General features: G+C 49.5%; 17 protein-coding genes. 9 read left to right on the forward strand and 8 right to left on the reverse strand.

Annotated elements, in window-relative coordinates; translation table 11 throughout:
- Positions 1–337 precede the first annotated feature (337 nt).
- Entirely contained in the window at positions 338–1,774 is a 1,437-nt protein-coding gene (locus tag AC58VC_RS28130) for a DHA2 family efflux MFS transporter permease subunit (RefSeq protein ID WP_497373814.1), read from the reverse strand.
- Between the two features lie 155 nt (positions 1,775–1,929).
- Here AC58VC_RS28130 and AC58VC_RS28135 point away from each other — a divergent pair, with 155 nt between their 5' ends.
- Complete coding sequence (locus tag AC58VC_RS28135) at positions 1,930–2,469, forward strand: PadR family transcriptional regulator (RefSeq protein ID WP_497373591.1); 540 nt, start codon at positions 1,930–1,932, stop codon at positions 2,467–2,469.
- 21 nt (positions 2,470–2,490) lie between these two features.
- On the opposite strand, the gene AC58VC_RS28140 is transcribed toward AC58VC_RS28135, so the two are convergent.
- Complete coding sequence (locus tag AC58VC_RS28140) at positions 2,491–2,976, reverse strand: hypothetical protein (protein WP_497373593.1); 486 nt, start codon at positions 2,974–2,976, stop codon at positions 2,491–2,493.
- A 172-nt stretch (positions 2,977–3,148) separates the two neighbouring features.
- Between AC58VC_RS28140 and AC58VC_RS28145 the strand changes: the two genes are divergently transcribed.
- Both AC58VC_RS28145 and AC58VC_RS28150 read left to right on the forward strand, forming a co-directional pair.
- The gene (locus AC58VC_RS28145) at positions 3,149–3,826 is read left to right on the forward strand and encodes a response regulator transcription factor (RefSeq protein ID WP_497373595.1); all 678 of its coding nucleotides are present in this window, start codon (positions 3,149–3,151) and stop codon (positions 3,824–3,826) included.
- Entirely contained in the window at positions 3,823–4,902 is a 1,080-nt protein-coding gene (locus tag AC58VC_RS28150) for a sensor histidine kinase (RefSeq protein ID WP_497373597.1), read from the forward strand. Before AC58VC_RS28145 ends, AC58VC_RS28150 begins: the two co-directional genes overlap by 4 nt.
- A gap of 489 nt (positions 4,903–5,391) precedes the next feature.
- Here AC58VC_RS28150 and AC58VC_RS28155 read toward each other — a convergent pair whose 3' ends face one another.
- The 4 genes from AC58VC_RS28155 to AC58VC_RS28170 all read right to left on the reverse strand — a co-directional run bounded on the left by AC58VC_RS28155 (position 5,392) and on the right by AC58VC_RS28170 (position 7,840).
- A complete protein-coding gene (locus AC58VC_RS28155; RefSeq protein WP_497373599.1) occupies positions 5,392–5,775 on the reverse strand; it encodes an MmcQ/YjbR family DNA-binding protein in 384 nt (127 codons plus the stop codon).
- Positions 5,776–5,786: 11 nt separating this feature from the next.
- Complete coding sequence (locus AC58VC_RS28160) at positions 5,787–6,170, reverse strand: DUF2500 domain-containing protein (protein WP_497373601.1); 384 nt, start codon at positions 6,168–6,170, stop codon at positions 5,787–5,789.
- A 43-nt stretch (positions 6,171–6,213) separates the two neighbouring features.
- Positions 6,214–6,651 carry a GNAT family N-acetyltransferase gene (locus tag AC58VC_RS28165; RefSeq protein WP_497373603.1) on the reverse strand — a complete coding sequence of 146 codons (438 nt, stop codon included), beginning with the start codon at positions 6,649–6,651 and terminating at the stop codon, positions 6,214–6,216.
- 112 nt (positions 6,652–6,763) lie between these two features.
- Positions 6,764–7,840: a M42 family metallopeptidase gene (locus tag AC58VC_RS28170; protein WP_497373605.1), complete on the reverse strand. Its 1,077-nt coding sequence runs from the start codon at positions 7,838–7,840 to the stop codon at positions 6,764–6,766.
- A 155-nt stretch (positions 7,841–7,995) separates the two neighbouring features.
- On the opposite strand from AC58VC_RS28170, the gene AC58VC_RS28175 reads away from it, so the two are divergent.
- Complete coding sequence (locus AC58VC_RS28175) at positions 7,996–8,721, forward strand: MBL fold metallo-hydrolase (RefSeq protein ID WP_497373607.1); 726 nt, start codon at positions 7,996–7,998, stop codon at positions 8,719–8,721.
- 18 nt (positions 8,722–8,739) lie between these two features.
- On the forward strand, positions 8,740–9,306 hold the full coding sequence (locus AC58VC_RS28180; RefSeq protein WP_497373609.1) for a TetR/AcrR family transcriptional regulator: 567 nt from the start codon (positions 8,740–8,742) through the stop codon (positions 9,304–9,306).
- A gap of 778 nt (positions 9,307–10,084) precedes the next feature.
- Here the strand turns inward: AC58VC_RS28180 and AC58VC_RS28185 are convergent.
- Entirely contained in the window at positions 10,085–10,810 is a 726-nt protein-coding gene (locus AC58VC_RS28185) for a DNA-3-methyladenine glycosylase family protein (RefSeq protein ID WP_497373611.1), read from the reverse strand.
- Positions 10,811–10,965: 155 nt separating this feature from the next.
- Between AC58VC_RS28185 and AC58VC_RS28190 the strand changes: the two genes are divergently transcribed.
- The 4 genes from AC58VC_RS28190 to AC58VC_RS28205 all read left to right on the forward strand — a co-directional run bounded on the left by AC58VC_RS28190 (position 10,966) and on the right by AC58VC_RS28205 (position 17,093).
- A complete protein-coding gene (locus tag AC58VC_RS28190; RefSeq protein ID WP_497373816.1) occupies positions 10,966–12,954 on the forward strand; it encodes a GTP-binding protein in 1,989 nt (662 codons plus the stop codon).
- A gap of 200 nt (positions 12,955–13,154) precedes the next feature.
- Entirely contained in the window at positions 13,155–13,718 is a 564-nt protein-coding gene (locus tag AC58VC_RS28195; RefSeq protein ID WP_497373818.1) for a glycerol-3-phosphate responsive antiterminator, read from the forward strand.
- 17 nt (positions 13,719–13,735) lie between these two features.
- Complete coding sequence (gene glpK, locus AC58VC_RS28200; protein ID WP_497373613.1) at positions 13,736–15,235, forward strand: glycerol kinase GlpK; 1,500 nt, start codon at positions 13,736–13,738, stop codon at positions 15,233–15,235.
- 157 nt (positions 15,236–15,392) lie between these two features.
- The gene (locus tag AC58VC_RS28205) at positions 15,393–17,093 is read left to right on the forward strand and encodes a glycerol-3-phosphate dehydrogenase/oxidase (protein ID WP_497373820.1); all 1,701 of its coding nucleotides are present in this window, start codon (positions 15,393–15,395) and stop codon (positions 17,091–17,093) included.
- Positions 17,094–17,410: 317 nt separating this feature from the next.
- Here the strand turns inward: AC58VC_RS28205 and AC58VC_RS28210 are convergent, their stop codons facing one another.
- A complete protein-coding gene (locus AC58VC_RS28210) occupies positions 17,411–19,114 on the reverse strand; it encodes a hypothetical protein (RefSeq protein WP_497373615.1) in 1,704 nt (567 codons plus the stop codon).
- Positions 19,115–19,207: the final 93 nt, after the last annotated feature.

The following is a 19,207-nucleotide window of genomic DNA, read 5'->3' on the forward strand; positions in this document are numbered from 1 at the left end:
GCGCAAATAAGGGCTATCCCTTGGTTGCACTTTGTACAATCAAATGAGCCTAAGCATGCTTTGGCAGCATGCTATGTTGCATTTAATACAACCATTTGCTTCTTAAAGATGGCTATACGGCCCATTTTGGTGAAATTGTTGTATTTTGTATAATGAAAGGTGGCTCCAGCTCATAAAAGCCATCAAATCGTTGTATAAAGTACAACGTAGCCCCACATCAAAGAGACGAGAAAGCCAAAAAGGCCGTCTCAACGCCGGCAGCAAGCCAGATGGCAGCTAAAAAGAAAAAGTCCCTACTCCACTGTCTAATACACAGTAAGGGTAAGGACTTTTCTAATTATTTAGCTGCTTCAGGCTTGATTACCGCAGCAATTGCAGCAGGAGATTCTTTCTCAATCGGGCGTTTGCCGACGAATAAGCTGAGTGGCAATGCAACTAGCACGATGAAGGTAGCTAGTAGATACACATCGTTCACACTCATTGTAAAAGATTGCATGCCGATAACGACTTTATCCGTGATTCCGCTAGCAGCGAGGTCCTGGGAATGGGTCGCAGTTTGGGAGGCTAGAACGGATGTGAAAAGAGCAATAGCGAAAGAGCCAAAAACGTTACGCACCCAGTTGCTCATGGATGTTGCATGACCGGACAGCGTGCGTGGAATTTGCTCCATACCGGCGTTACTTGCAGGCATTGTCGCAAAAGCGATCCCGACGTTACGTACGATCATCCAGAATACGATATAGCCGCGGGAAACATCGACACTCAACCAGCTAAGTGTTAATGTGCCTATTGCAATCATGGAAATTCCGGCAAACAGGAGAATGCGCGGACCTAGAATACTGTATAGTTTACCTACAATCGGCATACAGAGCGCCATAGCAAGAGAAGCTGGCAGCAGGATCAAGCCAGTATCGAGCGGCGTGACATGTTGAATATTTTGCAGGAAAATAGGTGTAAGGAAAGTTCCTGAGTACAAGCTGATAGTAACAATACTAGAAATAATAAGTGTCAAAGAGTAACGCGCATTAGCTAGGACGCGAACATTCAGCAAAGGAGAATCTGCTTTCAGTTCCCTCCAAATGAAGAGACCGAGCATAAGTATACCTCCTGCGAACAAACCGATGACACGACCCGATGCCCATCCCCAAGAATGACCTTGAGAGAAAGCAACGAGTAAAGAGAGACTTCCAAGGACGACGGTAACTAAACCGATCGCATCGAACCTTTTCGGCACAGAAAGACGGTAGAATGGAATTAGCTTGAGAACGAGAAAAATAGCAATAAGTCCAACGGGTACATTAAGCAGGAATAACCAGTGCCAGCTCCAATTTTGCAGAAGCCAGCCGCTCAAAGTCGGCCCGATAGCAGGAGCCATCATAGCGGATAAGGACCATAGGGATATCGCAATAGGCTGCTTGTCACGAGGAATGACCTGATATACGATAGTCATCGTCGCTGGCATAATGAGCCCGCTGAATGCCCCTTGGATGATACGGAAAGCAATAAGGGAGGAAGCATCCCATGAAATTGCACATAATAAGGAAAAGATAGTAAAGCCGACTAGAGCCAAAGCGTACAGACGTTTATAGCTGAATCGCTCCCCTAAATAACCAGTTATAGGGGCAATCGTACCGCTTGCGAGCATGAATCCTGTGATTGTCCATTGGATTTTACTCAAATCAGCATGAAAATGTTCACTCAAAATCGGTATAGCAATATTAATTGTGCTCATACTCAAGATCGAAACGAAAGATCCGAAGAAGATTGCAATCATAATTGGCCAGAAACGAACCTGTTGTAAATCATCCTTGCTCACTTGATACCTCCACTCTCCATTGATCTTACTCGCCGGATTCTCTATAATTTGAATGAAAATCATCATACTACCAAAGTGGATATATGTCAATTATGACATAACGAGGAGTTCCTATGAATACCCTTTCCTATGGCTTGCTCAGCCTACTATCTAAAGATTCCCGAACGGGTTATGAGCTTATGCAGCATATTCAGCCTTTTTGGCCAGCAAAGCACAGTCAAATATACCCACTCCTTGCTCAGTTAGAGCAGAAGGGGTATGTTGAATTTGTACATGTACTACAGTCGGATAAACCGGATAAAAAGGTATATTCGTTAACAGAAATTGGATTGAAGGCACTTCAGGAGTGGATTGGGCTGCCGACAGACCCTCCGGTAACGCGTGATGAATTTGCGTTGAAAGTATATTGCATTGGCCTCGTAAACAAAGAAGAGGCAATGAAAATGCTGATTGAGCGCGAAAGCTATTATAAAGGGAAGAAAGAGCGATTTATAGAGAGCTTTGAGAAGGTCAAAGGACTAAGTGAGATACCGCTTGAGGAGTTAGGGATACATGACCGCTTGTTCGGTAATTATGTCCTGATAAGGAAAGCCACGCTCAAAGTAGATGCAGACCTGGAATGGTGTGCGTGGATGAAGTCGAAGCTGCAATAGGTAGATTCATGGCAGTGTCATTCAGTAACCAAGTTCCTGAATGACAGTTTGAATCTTCTGAAGGCGAATATACTCCGATTTCTCCAGCTGGGGACGGAAATAGGCGTACAAGTAAGCCGCGTCATGGAAGTCCAGTCCGGGGTAGCACACAACCTCTTGAACAACCTGTGGGTTATCCATGATAACTTGCCATTCTCCTGTGCGTTCCGCTGGTGAAATGGTCGACAGGACATGCTTCTTCGCGGCTAAGGTAGCTTCCAACTCGGCCCAAACGCGCTCCCACGACGGACTGAAATGAACCGGCTCAGGAAATAGGCGGCTAGCTTTTGCTAGGATCTGCTCTAGGCCAGGGATGTCCGCATCTCCGGCTGCTTTGATTGCTTCGGTTAAGCCGTCCAGCAGGCGGCGAAAGCCAGCATAACCCTCAGAGATTACCTCTTGCTGATAAGCTGCTTCAGCTTCGGCACTTCTTAGCATGGAAAACTCGGTATACGTGTTCGTTATCATCCGGTGAGATCCCCCTAAACAGTTACTTTCTCCAAAATGTATCACAAATTTTTTGCCAAAAAAAGCCCTTACATACAATTGGCCTTGATTGGTTTAAATTCAGTTTATAAAAGTGCCTTATGCTCAAGGAAGATAAAAAATTAGACCAACAAGAAGCGAGGCTGGATGTAAAATGGCTCCAATTCTGATCGTAGATGATGATCCTTATATTCGTGAGCTGGTCCGCGTCTTTATGCTGAACGAAGGTTTCGATGTGGTTGAAGCTTCGGACGGCGCGGAAGCGCTCAAGCTGTTAGAAACCGTCCAAGTCGATATGGTGATTATGGATATCATGATGCCGAATATGGATGGATGGGAGCTCTGCAAGGAACTGCGGGAGCACTATGATATCCCGCTGCTCATGCTCACCGCCAAAGGCGAGACTTCGCAGAAGGTCAAAGGCTTCGAGCTGGGGACGGATGACTACCTCGTTAAGCCCTTCGAGCCTGTGGAGCTTGCGATGCGGGTTAAAGCGCTGCTGAAACGTTATAAAATTGCTTCGTCCCAAACCGTTCAGGTCGGCGACCTAAGCATGAACAAAAAAACCTACGAGGTAACCGTCGGTTCCGAGAGTTTGACGCTGCCGCTCAAAGAATTTGAGCTGCTATATAAGTTGGCGAGTTACCCGGGAAAAACGTTCTCACGCGACCAGTTAATCGAGCAGATCTGGGGCTTTGATTACGAAGGCAATGAGCGGACCATTGATGTTCATATCAATAGGCTCCGCGAACGGTTTCCAGAGGAGCGGCACGCTTTTCGCATTGCGACGATTCGGGGGTTAGGCTACCGGATGGAGGTCCTGCAATCATGAACAGGAGAGCGCGGAGGAAGGATCATAGAAGTCGCGGCCAGCGTGTACGCGGCACTTTGTTCGCCATAGGTTTTTTTCTGCTCATTATTCTGTACTGGCTGGGTGCCTTCTATGGGACAGAGTGGTTCTACGCCTATATCGATAAGCGCCCAAGTGAAGTGTTCGTTCAGCTTATTAACTGTATTAGCGGAATGTTTCTTTGGGGCGTCACCATGACTTTCTTAGGTAGGTTCTTCCGCAGTGAGCAAATGAAATTCTTCAAGACCATGATTGCGGCAATCCAAAGCATGTCCAGAGGGGATTTCAATGTGTCCGTTGACAATAATCCTCACAATGGCCCTTTTGTAGAGCTGGTTGATTCCATCAACAACATGGCGGTGGAGCTGGGGCAATTGGAGAAAATGAGGCAGGAATTCATCTCTAACGTTTCTCATGAAATTCAATCTCCGCTCACTTCTATCAGCGGTTTTTCGCGAGCGCTCCAGAACGAGACCATTACGCTAGAAGAACGCAAGCATTATTTGGAAATTATTGAGGCCGAAAGCACGCGTCTTTCCAAGCTGAGTGATAACTTGCTCAAATTATCGTCGCTAGAGTCACAACATCACCCTTTTGAACCGAAAAGTTACCGTCTAGATAAGCAAATACGCAATCATATTCTTGCTTGTGAACCGCAATGGATAGAGAAAAACATCGAGATGGACATTGACTTGGAACCAGTAACCCTATCGGCTGATGAAGATCTGCTGAGCCAGGTGTGGACGAATTTAATTCATAATGCGGTTAAATTCACGCCCGTTGGCGGCACAATAGGTGTCCATGTTGAAAGCACTCGTAAAGAAGCCATCATCCGAATATCCAATAACGGCGCTAATATTTCTGAGGAAGATTTGCCGCATATATTTGAACGCTTCTACAAAGCGGATAAATCGCGAAATCGAACCCATGGCGGCAACGGATTAGGACTTTCGATCGTGAAAAAAATCATTGATATGCATGCAGGTGCGATATCCGTAGAGAGTAAACCGGAGAAGAAGACGACTTTTATCGTTCGGCTGTCGCTGCTGGAATCTTAAAGGGACGCAAATAGAGACCCCCGCTTATCAGTGATAACCGGGGGTCTCTAAGTTTCATACATGGTATTCAATTGTCCCTAAACACACTCCAATCAAACCAACTTCCGTTGAAATTACGACTTAACGCTGTTACGGATCCTTTCCTCGAATAAACGCTGTTCACATTTACCGCCTCTGGGTTCCCACATGCCCGATGAACGTAACTCGTTCCCGCACCTTTTCTTCCGTCGTAAGAAGGAAAAGTGGGCATGTTTCGCTAACCTTGTCCATTGGACTATCCCCTTCCTAAGTTGAGAATATCCTGGCTACTCTTGGGGGTCCTTACCAGCTGTAAGGTTTGTCCTTCAAGTGAGCCTAAACCAACTATAGCCTATTATTAAAATATTGTAAATATTCAGAATATTTGCTAAAAAGCGATTATTACCGACTAGTTTAGTGTTTCCTTTGATTTTCTCCGAATTGCGTAGTTTTTGTAAAGGATGCGTAGTTCTATTTCGTTTGGATCAGTTGAAGCAGTTTTTTGGGAGCAGTTCGGGCATACCCCTCTGTGATTAGGTCGGTTATTTCGGACCAGGGAACTAGGTCCATATCGCGAATCGACACCCAACCATGCTGTCCGATATAGGCCGTCCTATAATAGGGCGTACCCTCCTGTTGGAGGAGAAATTCTTGCGTCGTCATATTGGTCTTGATTGCAGTGGAAGGTTGTCCATCCGTTTCTCCCATCATGACGAAGGGTTTGTCCTTCACGCGAAAGGTGACATGGCCAAAACCGTCGATCTTCTCTACAACTTCAGGAAGTTGTTCGCAGAAAGCTCTTACTTTGGCAACTCCTTCTAGACCTTTGGCTGTTACAAATTGATGATGTGTCATAGATAATCTCCTTATGCTTGAAAAGATAACTGGCGAGAAAAACCTTTGAATCTGGAGCCTTGATAAGTCAGTATTCCCTGGTCTCCCTCAACGATATAACCAAACTGATCTCTTCCGACGCGCAATTCTAATCGCTCGCGGTCCTCAAATTCAAATGTAGCATAATAGCTCGTATTCGCACTCGAATCCCCGGAACCTCCGCTAACCTGCATTCTTTTGGCTACCACCTTGCAGGTTAGGTTGTGGATGGGGGAAGCGTTATTGGATGACCAGGAGATAAATCCTTTGATGGCCATGAACATAAGTAAACAAATGACAAGAATAAAGATAATTGCAACGACAAAAAAGATGATGCTACCACTTGTGAAATTACCTATGTTAAAACCTGTTGACATAACAATCACTCCTCCAAGTTTCGTAGTAAATTCTCGGACTTTTTTAGAGGAATCTTTTGACGAATCGATACCCAGTTTCATGAAACCCAAGCGGTTGCTTCGCATTCCGGCTATCCGCATTGTTCTCGGAACCTGTAATCCACCACATCCCGGTGCAAGCGTGCTCTTGGGTCAACTGCTCTGCATAGCTCTTTAACTTATCTGCTGCTGCTGGGCGGCTGCTCGTCTCCTCCATGGAAATGACGGAGATTTCACTAAACTTCACAACGGTATCGTCCGCCTGGCGAATACGAAAACCTAAAGTGCCTAGAATTTGGTTCTCTTCTTCGTATACATAGAGGGATTCATCGGGATTGTCACGTATAAAATGCAGCCTATTTTCAATGTGCAAAGGAGAAATCATCTTGCCTGTCCGCCTGGAAACAAAATTGCTGATTTCTTTCGTATCTTGGGGTTGTGCTTCTCGAATGATATACGTCATTACGGGCCTTCTTTCTATGATCCTATGATTCTGCTAATTATACCATATATTGGAACATGAGTTCTACATTTGCATAAAAAAACCCGCCGAAGGGCGGGTTGAGCGTCACGAATCACGCTTGCGCATGGATCGTGTTCAATGTTGTACGGTCGCTCGCTTGCACGAGCTTGATGAGCAGCTCTTTTGCTGCAGCATAGTCATCCACGTGAAGAATCGACGCGGACGTATGGATATAACGCGCGCAGACGCCAATCACGGCAGAAGGAATTCCGGTACCTTGCACGTGCACCAGTCCGGCGTCCGTACCGCCCGCCGAAATAAAATATTGATATGGAATCTTATGCGTCTCCGCCGTATCCAGAATGAACTCGACCATCCCGCGATGGGTGATCATCGTTGGGTCAAAAATGCGCAGCAGCGCTCCGCGCCCCAGCTGCCCAAAAGCATTGCGGTCGCCGGTCATATCCCCGGCGGCACTGGCATCCAGCGCGTAGAACAAGTCCGGCTGGATGAGATTCGCTGCCGTGCGACCACCGCGCACGCCAACCTCTTCCTGGACGGTAGCGCCCGCGTACAGGACATTAGGGAGCTTCGGCCCGCCGTGAAGCTCCTTCAACAGTTCAATCGCCAGGCCCACGCCGTAGCGATTGTCCCAAGCTTTGGCCATGATCCGCTTCGGATTGGCCAGGGGCGTGAACGGGCAGATGGGAACAATCTGCTGCCCGAGCTTGATGCCGATGGCGAGTGCATCGGCTTTATCTTCAGCCCCGATGTCAATGTACATCGTCTTGATGTCTGCGGGCTTGCTGCGCGCCGCTTCGTCCAGCAAGTGCACGGGCACGGAGCCGATCACGCCGATGATCGGCCCCCGCTCGGTCATGATCTGCACGCGCTGGGCGGGCAGCACTTGACTGAACCAGCCGCCGAGGGGCTGGAATTTGATGGTGCCGTGCTCGGTGATGCCGCTAACCATGAAGCCAACCTCGTCGAAATGGCCGGCAACCATGATTCGGGGACCAGCCTCGTCGCCACGCAGGATGCCGAACAAGCTGCCGAGGCCGTCTTGGACGAACTCGTCGGTATATTTCTCCATTTCGCCGCGGACAAACCTGCGGATGTCTCGTTCGAAGCCAGGTGCTGCCTGGAGTTCAGTCAATGTTCGGAAAAGCTCTAACGTTTCAGTATTCATGGGAAATCCTCACTTTTTTTGCATGATGGGGTAGTGCGATAAACTTTATTTTATCATAACAGAAAAAAAAATGAGTTTTAGGCGAAAGACAGCTTTACAAAACTAATGACATTAGTTATTATACTTATATAGATAACAAGCGGGAGGCGTTCAAAATGAAAGTAACGAAAATAGGTTCTTTGTATCAGGTGGCTTTTATGCCGAGATTTTTTCCGGTGAATTGTTATTTGGTGGAGGAAGAAAACGAATTGACGCTAGTTGATGCGGCTTTGCCATTCAGTGTAAAAGGGATTCTTCAGGCCGCAGAGAGTATTGGTAAACCAATTACGCGCATCGTGCTTACTCATGCACATGGCGACCATATCGGAGCGTTAGATGGGTTGAAAAAAGTTCTGCCGCAGGCGAAGGTGTATATTTCGCGAAGAGATGCCAAACTACTGGCGGGCAGCAAGGAACTGGAAGCCGGTGAACCGAATACGCCGATTAAAGGAGACGTTCCGAAGGCGGTACAGACGAAGCCGGATGTACTGTTGAAGGATGGCGATTACGTAGGTTCGCTCCAAGCCATTGCCGCTCCAGGGCATACGCCGGGATTGATGGCATTCCTGGATGTACGCAGCCGCGCGTTGATTGCCGGTGATGCTTTTCAAGTTCGCGGCGGAGTAGCGGTTTCCGGGTTAATGAAGTTATGGTTTCCGTTCCCGGCTATGGCAACATGGAACAAAGAAGTCTCACTGGAGAGCGCACGCAAATTGAGGCAGCTATCTCCAAGTGTTCTTGCTGTTGGACACGGCGTAATGATTGAACAGCCGCTTGCGGTGATCGACCGCGCCATTGCGGAAGCAGCTCAAAAATTTCAGATGGCAGCAGCAAACATTTAGGTAAGGGACGGGACATCAATGGCACAACGAGGACTAGACGCAGAAAATGTGCTGCAAGCAGCTGTGGAGATGACGGATACACAAGGTGTCGAAGGCCTAACACTAGCAGCATTAGCAGCCAAATTGAATGTAAAGACGCCTTCACTCTATAACCATATTAAAGGTTTACCTGATCTTAGGATGCAACTTTCCCGGCGTGGATTGATGCTTATCAAGGCGGCTATGGTCGATGCGGTGATTGGCAAAGCGAAAGACGATGCGCTGTTAGCCGTAGGCTTTGCTTACGTGAATTTTGCCAGAAATCACCCGGGTCTTTATGAAGCGATATCCATCTTGCCTGATTATGAAGATCCGGAGCTTAGGGAGGCGGGCAACGATGTTGTGCTTTTCCTGCTGCGGGTTCTTGCTCCGTATGGACTCAGCGAGGAAGATGCGCTGCATGTGGTGCGCGGCTTTCGGAGTATGGTGCATGGATTCGCGTCGCTTGAACATAGGAACGGGTTCCGCATGGGTCTTGAACGTGATGAGAGTTTGCGGCGATTGCTGCAGACTTATTTAAAGGGACTGCGGGCGTCGGTGGAATGATGCTTGAATTCATTGCACTAAGTACAACATAGAAGGCGACAATCGGTGAACTAAGGCGATAATGTTGCACAAAGTACAATCATTTAGACCGAGCTGCGCGAAAATCACATAGATCTGTCCGAAATGTTGCACAAAGTACAACATAGAAGGCGACATTGGTTCAATTGAGGACATAATGTTGCACAAAGTGCAACAAAAGTGCAACAAGGAGAAAGCAGAAGTCCTTGGGAGCTGGTATTGGAAGGCGATCCTGGACCATTCTATGACGCTATCCACTATACAAACGCCTTCCACCTCATCCCCAATAACAAATTTCAAAAAGCCTTTGCGTGAACAACGCTAAGGCTTTACTTGTTTGTGTTTGCTACTTTAACTAAACCCCACTAACCCATCACACTATTCACTATACAGCAAACTTCTACCTAACCAGCAAATAACAAATTAATCAAACCTAGCGTGAATAACGCTAAGGCTTACGGAACTAGAGTCTTTTATTTGGAGTAAACGAGCAGTTTCCTCTTTGGGCGGAACTGATAAAATAGTGGAATTTAGTAAACTAGGCTCGCTATTTCGTGATTCTGCTGTAAGATTAGCACGAGTCAGGATAAGATTGCGGTTTTGATGGTTGGAATAGGTGTGTACATTGGATTTCGTCCAATGAAATGAGCAAATTTGGTGCGTCGTTGGTGTTTGCATTGGAAATCATCCAATGAGGCTGCACGGCTTCTACTGCCCATTACGCTGAATCCCTTACGTGCGCGACTCGTCTGTCCAGTCCTCAAGCCTCTTCCGCAGCGATCGACGATGGCAAACATGCTTCCACCGGAAGCCCAGAATCTACAAAGCCCATATCGACAGCTCGCCATAAATAGAGCGATGCGAAGCTCCGGTAAGGCGACCATATCGGAGCGATTTGCCCCAAGTAGTTGCCGTCTTTGCGCTCCTCCATTTGGTGCAGCCAGCGGGCACCGCGCTGGAGACCCGCATCGCCGACGGACATGACATCCTGCAGGCCCAAAGCAAAAATCATAAACATCTCTGCTGTCCATACACCAATGCCTTTGACACTAGTAAGCTGCTTCAGAAGCTCCTCGTTATCGAGCTCATGCAAGGCTTCCAAACGCAGATCTCCGGCTATGACCTTCGTGCTAAGATCGCGAATGTAGCGGATCTTGGGAAAGGAGACCCCACACTGCCGTATGGCAGCCTCATCTGCAGTAAGCACGAGCTCAGGGGTGAATGCTGGCAAAACTAGCTTCACTCTGGCCTTGATAGTACCTGCCGCTTTGGCGGATAGCTGTTGAGAAATAATGGACATGGCCAAGGACTCAAAGGGCGAGGAACTTGGTGTTAAAGTCAGCTCGCCAACCAGGCGGATGAGGCAAGCTAAGCGGTCGTCTGCTTCAGAAAGCGCAAGGATAGCAGGGTGATCTTTATGTAACAGGATGGTTGTAAGCGTTGAGACGGGCGGATCTTGTTCATTAGAGTGAGCGATATCCAACATAGCAGTTTACCTCCTTAAAAGTCTTAAAAGTTAAACGAGTAAATGTACGCAGATGCACTTCTAGTATAAAGATTCATAGGTGTCCGTTCTTCAAGTATAATAGGGAGACAAAACCTGGTAAATAGAAGGAGCAGAGCACTTCAATGACCAATGAAATGGGTAAGGATCATGCAATTCCCCGAAGAAATGTGGGGATTTTCGCACACGTGGACGCGGGCAAAACGACGACAACCGAGCATTTGCTTTATCATAGCGGGCGAATCCGCGCCTTAGGCAGTGTGGATAGCGGTACCGCGCAAACGGATTCTATGGATGTAGAGCGGGAACGCGGCATTTCGGTGCGCAGTGCTACGACCACTTTTACATGGAAGGAAACGTCGATTAACCTGGTAGACACTCCCGGGCATGTAGATTTCCTATCAGAGGTGGAGCGCTCTTTGCGAGTGATGGATGGGGCGATTCTGATTGTTTCTGCCGTTGAAGGCGTGCAGTCACAGACCGAGATGATCTGGCATGCGCTGCAGACGCTCCAAATTCCAACTCTGCTGTATGTGAATAAAATGGACCGCGTCGGCGCGGACGCGGCCAGAGTGCTGCGCGACATAGAGAAGCAGCTCACGGGCATGGCGGTGCCGATCTATGCACCGCTCGGCGCTGAAGACACGTTCCGCGGCGCGGAGAACGTGCTGATTGAGGGCGCGTCCGGCGCGCCCAGCTTCGACCTCACGGCAGCGGTCGAAAAGCTGTCCGAGCTCGATGAGCAGCTGCTCACGAGCTACATCGAAGGCGTGCCCATCGCGGCACGCGAAGTAAAAGCAGCCCTGCAGCGATATACGCGGCAGGGGCAGGCCTTTCCATTGCTCGTCGGCGCATCGAGCAAAGGATTAGGCATCGAGGAGCTGATGGAAGCCATCCTCGATTATTTGCCCGGGCCGAGCGGCAGCGCGGAGCAGCCGCTTTCGGCCGTGGTCTTCAAGGTCGAGCGGGACAAGACCATGGGAAGAATGGCGTACGTCCGCCTCTACGAGGGGACGATCCGCAACCGGGACACCGTGCTTAATGCCACGCGGGGCGTGGAGGAGAAGGTGACCCAGATTCGCAAAATCGACGGCCGCCGCGCCGAAGATATCGGTTATGTCGCAGCTGGCGACATCGCGGCTGTCTGCGGCTTGACGCAGGTGCGCATCGGCGATGTGCTAGGCCGGCCTGACGCTGTACCGCCGGCTCCACGGCTCGCAGTGCCGCTGTTGACCGTGCAGGTGCATGCGGAAAGCGACGCGCAGTACCCGGCACTTGTAGCCGCGCTGCAGGAGCTAACGGACGAAGATCCCCTGCTTGATTTGCAGTGGCTCCAAGAAGAGCGCGAGCTGCACGTGAAGGTTATGGGCGCCATCCAGCTTGAGATTCTGACCAGTCTGCTGGCTTCGCGTTTTGGGCTGCACGTAAGGTTCGATCAGCCCTCCGTGATCTACAAAGAAACGCCTTCTCAGCCAGGTGAAGGCTTCATTGCTTATACAATGCCCAAGCCGTGCTGGGCCATTCTGCGCTTTCGCATCGAGCCCGGGGCGCCGGGCAGCGGGTTAATATACTCATCGCAGGTGCGCGCTGATCAATTGCTGGTGCAGTACCAGAGCGAAGTGGAGCGCCGTGTGCCGGAAGCCCTACAGCAGGGACTGCTCGGTTGGGAAGTTACCGATCTCAAGGTAACGCTTGTGGAAGGGGAGCATCATGTCTGGCATACTCATCCGCTCGATTTTGCTGTTGCGACACCGATGGGGCTCATGCAGGGTTTGGCGCAAACGGGGACCACACTGCTTGAGCCGATGCTGCAAGTGCGAATAACCGTTCCAGAGGTTTACGGAGGTAAGGTGCTGAGCGATCTGGTGCAAATGCGGGCGAGCTTTGATCCGCCTCAGTTGAGCGGTGATCGCTTTGTTGTTGAGGGCCGACTGCCGGTGGCTACTTCCTTGGACTATCCAGTGAAGCTCAGCGCGATGTCCGGAGGCAGAGGTGTCATCACCTCATCGTTCGGGGGTTATCAGCCAAGTCCGCCAGATGTGCATGCGGAGCGGAAGCGGCGGGGCGTGAATCCGCTCGACCAATCCAAATACATTTTAGCCGTACGCAAGGCGCTCTCCACATGACCTAGAATGGGCGGCTGTTCGCATTGACAGGTGGGGCAGGTCTCAGTACAATGGGAAGTAAGTTAATAACATGTGACGGAGAACAGGAGACTCACAGAGGATTGCCATTTGCATATGAATTGGCACATCTTTTGGTGAGTTTTTTTGTTGTCATCCCCCTAAGGGGCGTGCATAGGAACGAGTGAACGGAGATGATGAACTTGTCTTTGCAGGAGCAACGGATTTTACCGGCGATTCGCAAAATGAAGGATTTAGAGAAGCTGCTAAAAACTTCTTATACCTATATTGTGCTGCTGGACAGCCATATCGGGCAGTTGAAAAGCATTGTGGATCTGGGCCGGGCAAACGGCAAGAAGCTGCTGCTGCACGCGGATTTGATTGAAGGACTGAAGAATGACGAGTATGCGGCTGAGTTTCTGTGCCAAAGCATACGTCCTGCCGGGATCATTTCTACACGGGGAACGGTCATTACGAAGACGAAACAGAATGGGCTCATCGCCATTCAGCGGCTTTTTCTCCTAGACAGCAGCGCACTTGAAAAAAGCTACACGCTTCTGGAACGCACGCAGCCAGATTACATCGAAGTCCTTCCTGGCATCATTCCACACATTATTAAGGAAGTGAAGGAGCGTTCGGGTATTCCGATTTTTGCAGGAGGACTCATTCGTTCTGTAGGTGACGTGGAGCAGGCATTAGGAGCTGGAGCGACAGCTGTCACGACGTCGAACATCGAGCTGTGGCAGCAGTATCATCAACGATCCTAACTATTGGAGGTATAACAATGGCAGAAGCCGTTTCCTATATTCTTTCGCTGGATCAGGGGACGACAAGTTCCAGAGCGATTCTATTTAATCAAAAAGGCAGCATCGTACACACGGCTCAGCAGGAGTTTAAGCAGCATTTCCCGAAGCCGGGCTGGGTTGAGCACGATGCGAATGAAATATGGCTTTCGATTCAAGGTGTCATCGCGGCCGTATTGTCGGAATCCGGTGTGCAGCCTGCGGAGATCGCAGGCATAGGCATCACGAACCAACGTGAAACGGCGGTTGTATGGGATCGGCACACGGGAATGCCCGTGTATCATGCCATTGTCTGGCAGTCTCGCCAGACAGCCGATATTTGTGAAACACTTAAGGCACAAGGGCTTAACGACATTTTTAGGGAACGCACAGGGCTTTTAATTGACGCTTACTTTTCGGGCACCAAGATCAAATGGATTCTGGATCACGTGGATGGCGCAAAAGAGAAAGCGGAGCGTGGAGATTTATTATTTGGTACGATGGACACTTGGCTGATTTGGAAGCTTACCGGCGGCAAAGCGCACGTAACGGACTATTCCAACGCCTCGCGAACACTGCTTTATAATATACATGAGCTGAAGTGGGATGAAGAGCTGTTAGGTTATCTAGACATCCCAGCTTCCATGCTGCCAGAGGTGCGTTCTTCTTCGGAAGTGTATGGGCATACGCAGGAACATCTCTTTTTCGGCTCGGCGATCCCGATTGCGGGTGCGGCGGGTGATCAGCAGGCGGCCTTGTTCGGGCAGGCTTGTTTTGAAAAAGGGATGGCCAAGAACACCTATGGCACCGGCTGTTTCATGCTGATGAATACAGGTAATCATGCGATTCCGTCGCGCAGCGGGCTTTTGACCACGATTGCTTGGGGGCTGAACGGGAAGGTAGAATATGCGCTGGAAGGCAGTATTTTCGTAGCGGGGTCGGCCATTCAGTGGCTGCGTGACGGGCTGCGGATGATCAAAATGGCTCAGGATACCGAGGCATATGCACAGCGTGTAGAGTCGACAGACGGCGTGTATGTCGTTCCGGCTTTTGTTGGACTGGGTACGCCATACTGGGATAGCGATGTTCGAGGCGCGATTTTCGGGCTGACACGCGGGACTTCCAAGGAGCATTTTATCCGGGCTACACTCGAATCCCTTGCCTACCAGACAAAGGATGTGCTGCAGGCGATGGAAGACGATTCCGGCATTCAGCTGACGAAGCTGCGTGTCGATGGCGGTGCGGTGAAGAACAACTTCCTTATGCAGTTCCAGAGCGACATGCTGGGTGTCACGGTGGAGCGTCCGGTCATTAGTGAAACGACAGCGCTTGGCGCAGCTTTTTTGGCTGGGCTCGCTGTAGGCTTTTGGAAAGATCAAGCGGAGATTGCGGCGCAATGGCAGGTGGATGAGGCCTTTGGGCCTGTGATGGAGACGGAGCGTCAAGAACAATTGTACAACGGTTGGAAAAAAGCAGTTAAAGCCGCGATGGCTTTTAAATAATTTGTGCCATGATATGATATACTTATAACAAGTTAATAATTGGTTGGAGACAAGGGAGAAGCCACAGCGGCCTGCACGTGATAACGTGTTGGGTTTGTTGCGGCTTTTTATTTTTCATATGCGAGGGGAGATTTTCAAGATGACTGGGATGACGGAAATGACAGATAACTTTAGCGGGTTAAAAAGAAAAGAAATGCTGCAAGCCATGTCGGAGAGGCCATTTGATCTAATCGTAATTGGCGGAGGCATTACAGGTGCAGGTATTGCGTTGGATGCTCAGAGCAGAGGGCTGCGCACGGCGTTGATTGATATGCAGGACTTTGCGGCGGGAACGTCGAGCCGGTCGACGAAGCTTGTGCACGGGGGGCTGCGATATTTGAAGCAGCTGGATGTGAAGGTTGTAGCCGAAGTAGGCAAAGAGCGTGCGATTGTGTACGAAAATGGTCCGCATGTAACGACACCGGAGTGGATGCTGTTGCCTTTTTATAAAGGGGGCACGTTCGGCAAGCTGTCTACCTCTCTTGGTTTAAGGGTTTACGATTTCTTAGCGGGAGTTAAACGAGTAGAGCGCCGTAAAATGTTTCGTCCAGAGGAAACGCTGGGGCATGAGCCGCTTTTGAAAAAGAAAGATCTGAGAGGCGGCGGCTATTATGTGGAATATCGCACGGATGATGCGCGTCTGACGATCGAAGTTATGAAAAAAGCTGTGGAGCTTGGCGCACAGGCCGTCAATTATGCCAAAGTGGAAGAGCTGCTGGTGGAAAATGGCAAGCTAGTTGGGGTTCGAGTGGCGGATCAGCTGGGTGGTGACGCCGGCGGCGAAAAGGGCGGTAAGTCGTCTTACTCGCTGTACGCGAGCAAGATTGTGAATGCAGCAGGACCTTGGGTGGATACGCTGCGCGAAATGGACCACTCCAAGAAGGGCAAAACGCTTCATCTGACCAAAGGGGTGCATCTGGTGTTCGATCAGAGCAAATTCCCGCTGCGTCAGGCGATTTATTTTGATACGCCGGATGGGCGCATGCTGTTTGCTATCCCGCGTGACGGCAAAACCTACGTCGGGACGACGGATACGAATTATAAAGGGGATATCGTGAATCCCCGAATTACCGTGGCGGACCGCGCCTATGTACTGCGCGCCGCGAACGAGATGTTCCCGACCCTTGGCTTGACGGAAGCGGACGTGGAGTCGAGCTGGACGGGGCTGCGCCCGCTGATCCATCAGGAGGGCAAAGATCCTTCCGAGATTTCGCGCCGAGATGAAATCTTCGTGTCGGACTCCGGCCTTATCTCGATGGCCGGGGGCAAGCTGACCGGCTACCGCAAAATGGCGGAGACGGTCGTGGACAAAATCGCCGCCATGCTGGTGGCGGAGGGTGTGGTTTCGGCGACTGCGCTGTCGCCGAGTCGTACGCGCACGTTGCCGATATCTGGCGGCAATGTGGGCGGCTCCGCGATGCTGGAGCCGTTCTTGCAGAGCAAAGTCAGCCAAGGCCAGCGGCTGGGGCTGACACGTGCTGAGGCTGCGCTGCTGGCGCGGCGATACGGCTCCAATGTGGATGCCGTGTTTGACTTGCTGGCGCAGTACAAGGATGAGGCCGAGTGCCAGGGGATGCCGGCCTCTGTGCTCGCTTCGCTCGTGTACGCGATCGAAAGCGAGATGGCTGTGAAGCCGGTGGATTTCTTCATTCGCCGCACGGGAGCCCTCTTCTTCGATATCGCGTGGGCACGGCAGTGGAAGGCGCCCGTGGTCGCCTTCATGGCGGAGCGCTTCGGCTGGGACGAAGCGCAGCAAGCGGCTTACACCGCCGAGTTGGAGCAGCTACTCCATGAGGCGGTGAACCCGCTCGAGGCGTAAACCAACGCCATCTCATGGAATGACGCAGATTCACTCAAACGCTTTTTGTACGGTAAGGGAACTACAGGGCGCTATTCAACCGTAATGGCTGGATAACAGGGTAAAGCGGAAATAGGGGGCCTTATATGCCCCGAAATCCTTCTTTTTGGCTAAATATCATAAAATAGAGGACCATAATTCCCCTTAATGGGCTATTACCCCAGTTATCCAGTGAATAGCGTATCATAGTTCCACTCGCCCTGGTCTTCATACAGCAAAAAAGAGCTATCTCATAGGTCATTTCTGACCTTTTGAGACAGCTCTTTTTATATTAACAATTAGGCTTTACTTGGTGTGTAACCAGGTGTGTTGATAATATCCGTAAGCTTCGAAGCTCCTTCGGAGTAGTACTTATCCGCATCTTCTCGTGTTGCGCGATTCAAGGATACTTGGAAATCAAGATCCTGTCTAAGGACATTTAGAATCTTTTCTTTCAGCTCGCCTGGATCCAAGTTAGCCGCTGAAGCCGCAAGGGTTTTTCCTTGACGAAGATCTTCAAGCACGTCTTTCTCTTCCTTTTTGCCGAAAACAGCGGTGTCGTTGATCACGAAATTAATGCGAGAATCGATTAGTTTTTGCAGATCCGCTTTAGCTGTAACGGACTCGGGTGTGTAACCAGGTGTGTTGATAATATCCGTGAGCTTCGCAGCCCCTTCGGAGTAATACTTGTCAGCATCTTCTTGTGTTGCGCGGTTCAAGGACACTTGGAAATCAAGATCCTGTCTCAGAAGGTTTAACACTTTCTCTTTCAGTTCGCCTGAATCCAATCTTGCCGCTGAGGCAACAAGCGTTTGACCTTGGCGAAGGTCTTCACGGACATCGCGCTCCTCTTTTTTACCGAAGACAGCTGTGTCATTGATTACACGATCGATACGCGATTGAATAACCTTTTGCAGATCCGCCTGAACAGCTTGAGTCGACTCTGGTTGGTAACCAGGCGTATTCAAAATACCCGCGAGTTTAGAAACAGCCTCAGCATAGGATTTGTTAGCATCTTCTTGTGCAGCATGGCCCATAGCGACTTGGAAATCAAGATCTTGTCGAATCACATTCGAGATTTTTTCCTTCAATTCACCTGGATCTAAGTTAGCTGCTGAAGCGACAAGCGTTTTGCCTTGATGCAAATCATCCCAAACGTCTTTCTCATCTTTTTTGGCGAAAAATGCTGTATCCGCAACAACATGGCTAATTCGGCTAGCAACAAGTTTACTTAAATCGCTAGCTGCTGATTTCACACTATCAGGATTGTAGCCAGTCGTATTAATGATTTCGGATAGTTTACCAGCGCCTATTGCATAGAAATGATCGGCATCCGCTTGAGAGACTCCATACGTAGAGACTTGAAATTGTAGATCTTGTTTAAGCAAGCCCAATAAATCATCTTTTAACTCGCCTGGGTCTAAAGATGTTGCTGATTGAACGAGTGTTTGACCTTGGCGAAGATCTTCGGAAACGTCATGTTGATCTTTTCTTGCAAAGCTAGCTGTATTCTGCACAACATTGTCCAATCGAGTCATTACAAGATGAGCCAGGACCGCGTTGCTGTCAGCAGCAGGGAGTTTATCTCCTTGTGTTCCTAAAATAGAACCCAACTGTTCAGCAACAACAGCTTCGCTAGCTAGAACCTCGTCGGCCGAAATGATGCCATAGCTGTTTGCTTTATGTAAATCAAGGGTAATAATTGGTGTCAAATCAGAAAGTAGATCGGTGTTGCTAAGCCCTGTAGCTTCCGGCAGCGTGCTTCCAACTGCGAGAGCATCTCTGATATCGTCTTCGTCTTTACCAGTGGCTTGAGCAGCATCTTTAGCAAGAATGGATAGATGATAGTTGATGAGTTGGTTTGCAAACGAATTTGCTTGTGAAGTATTTTGTGCTGGAACAGCTTCGTCAGCGAATGCTTTGCCTGCAGTAAGGGCGGAACCCGATAGTAGAATTGCGGCAGCAAGTGTGCCTGTTGTTAAAATTTTGAATGGTTTTTTCATTTGGAACATCTCCCTCGGATATATATAAAATGTCACTAACTGTATTGCGTTAGTATTTATCGTTAACAACGTTGTTAATGATCATAATATAAG

This window comes from Paenibacillus sp. J22R67 (assembly GCF_059692175.1).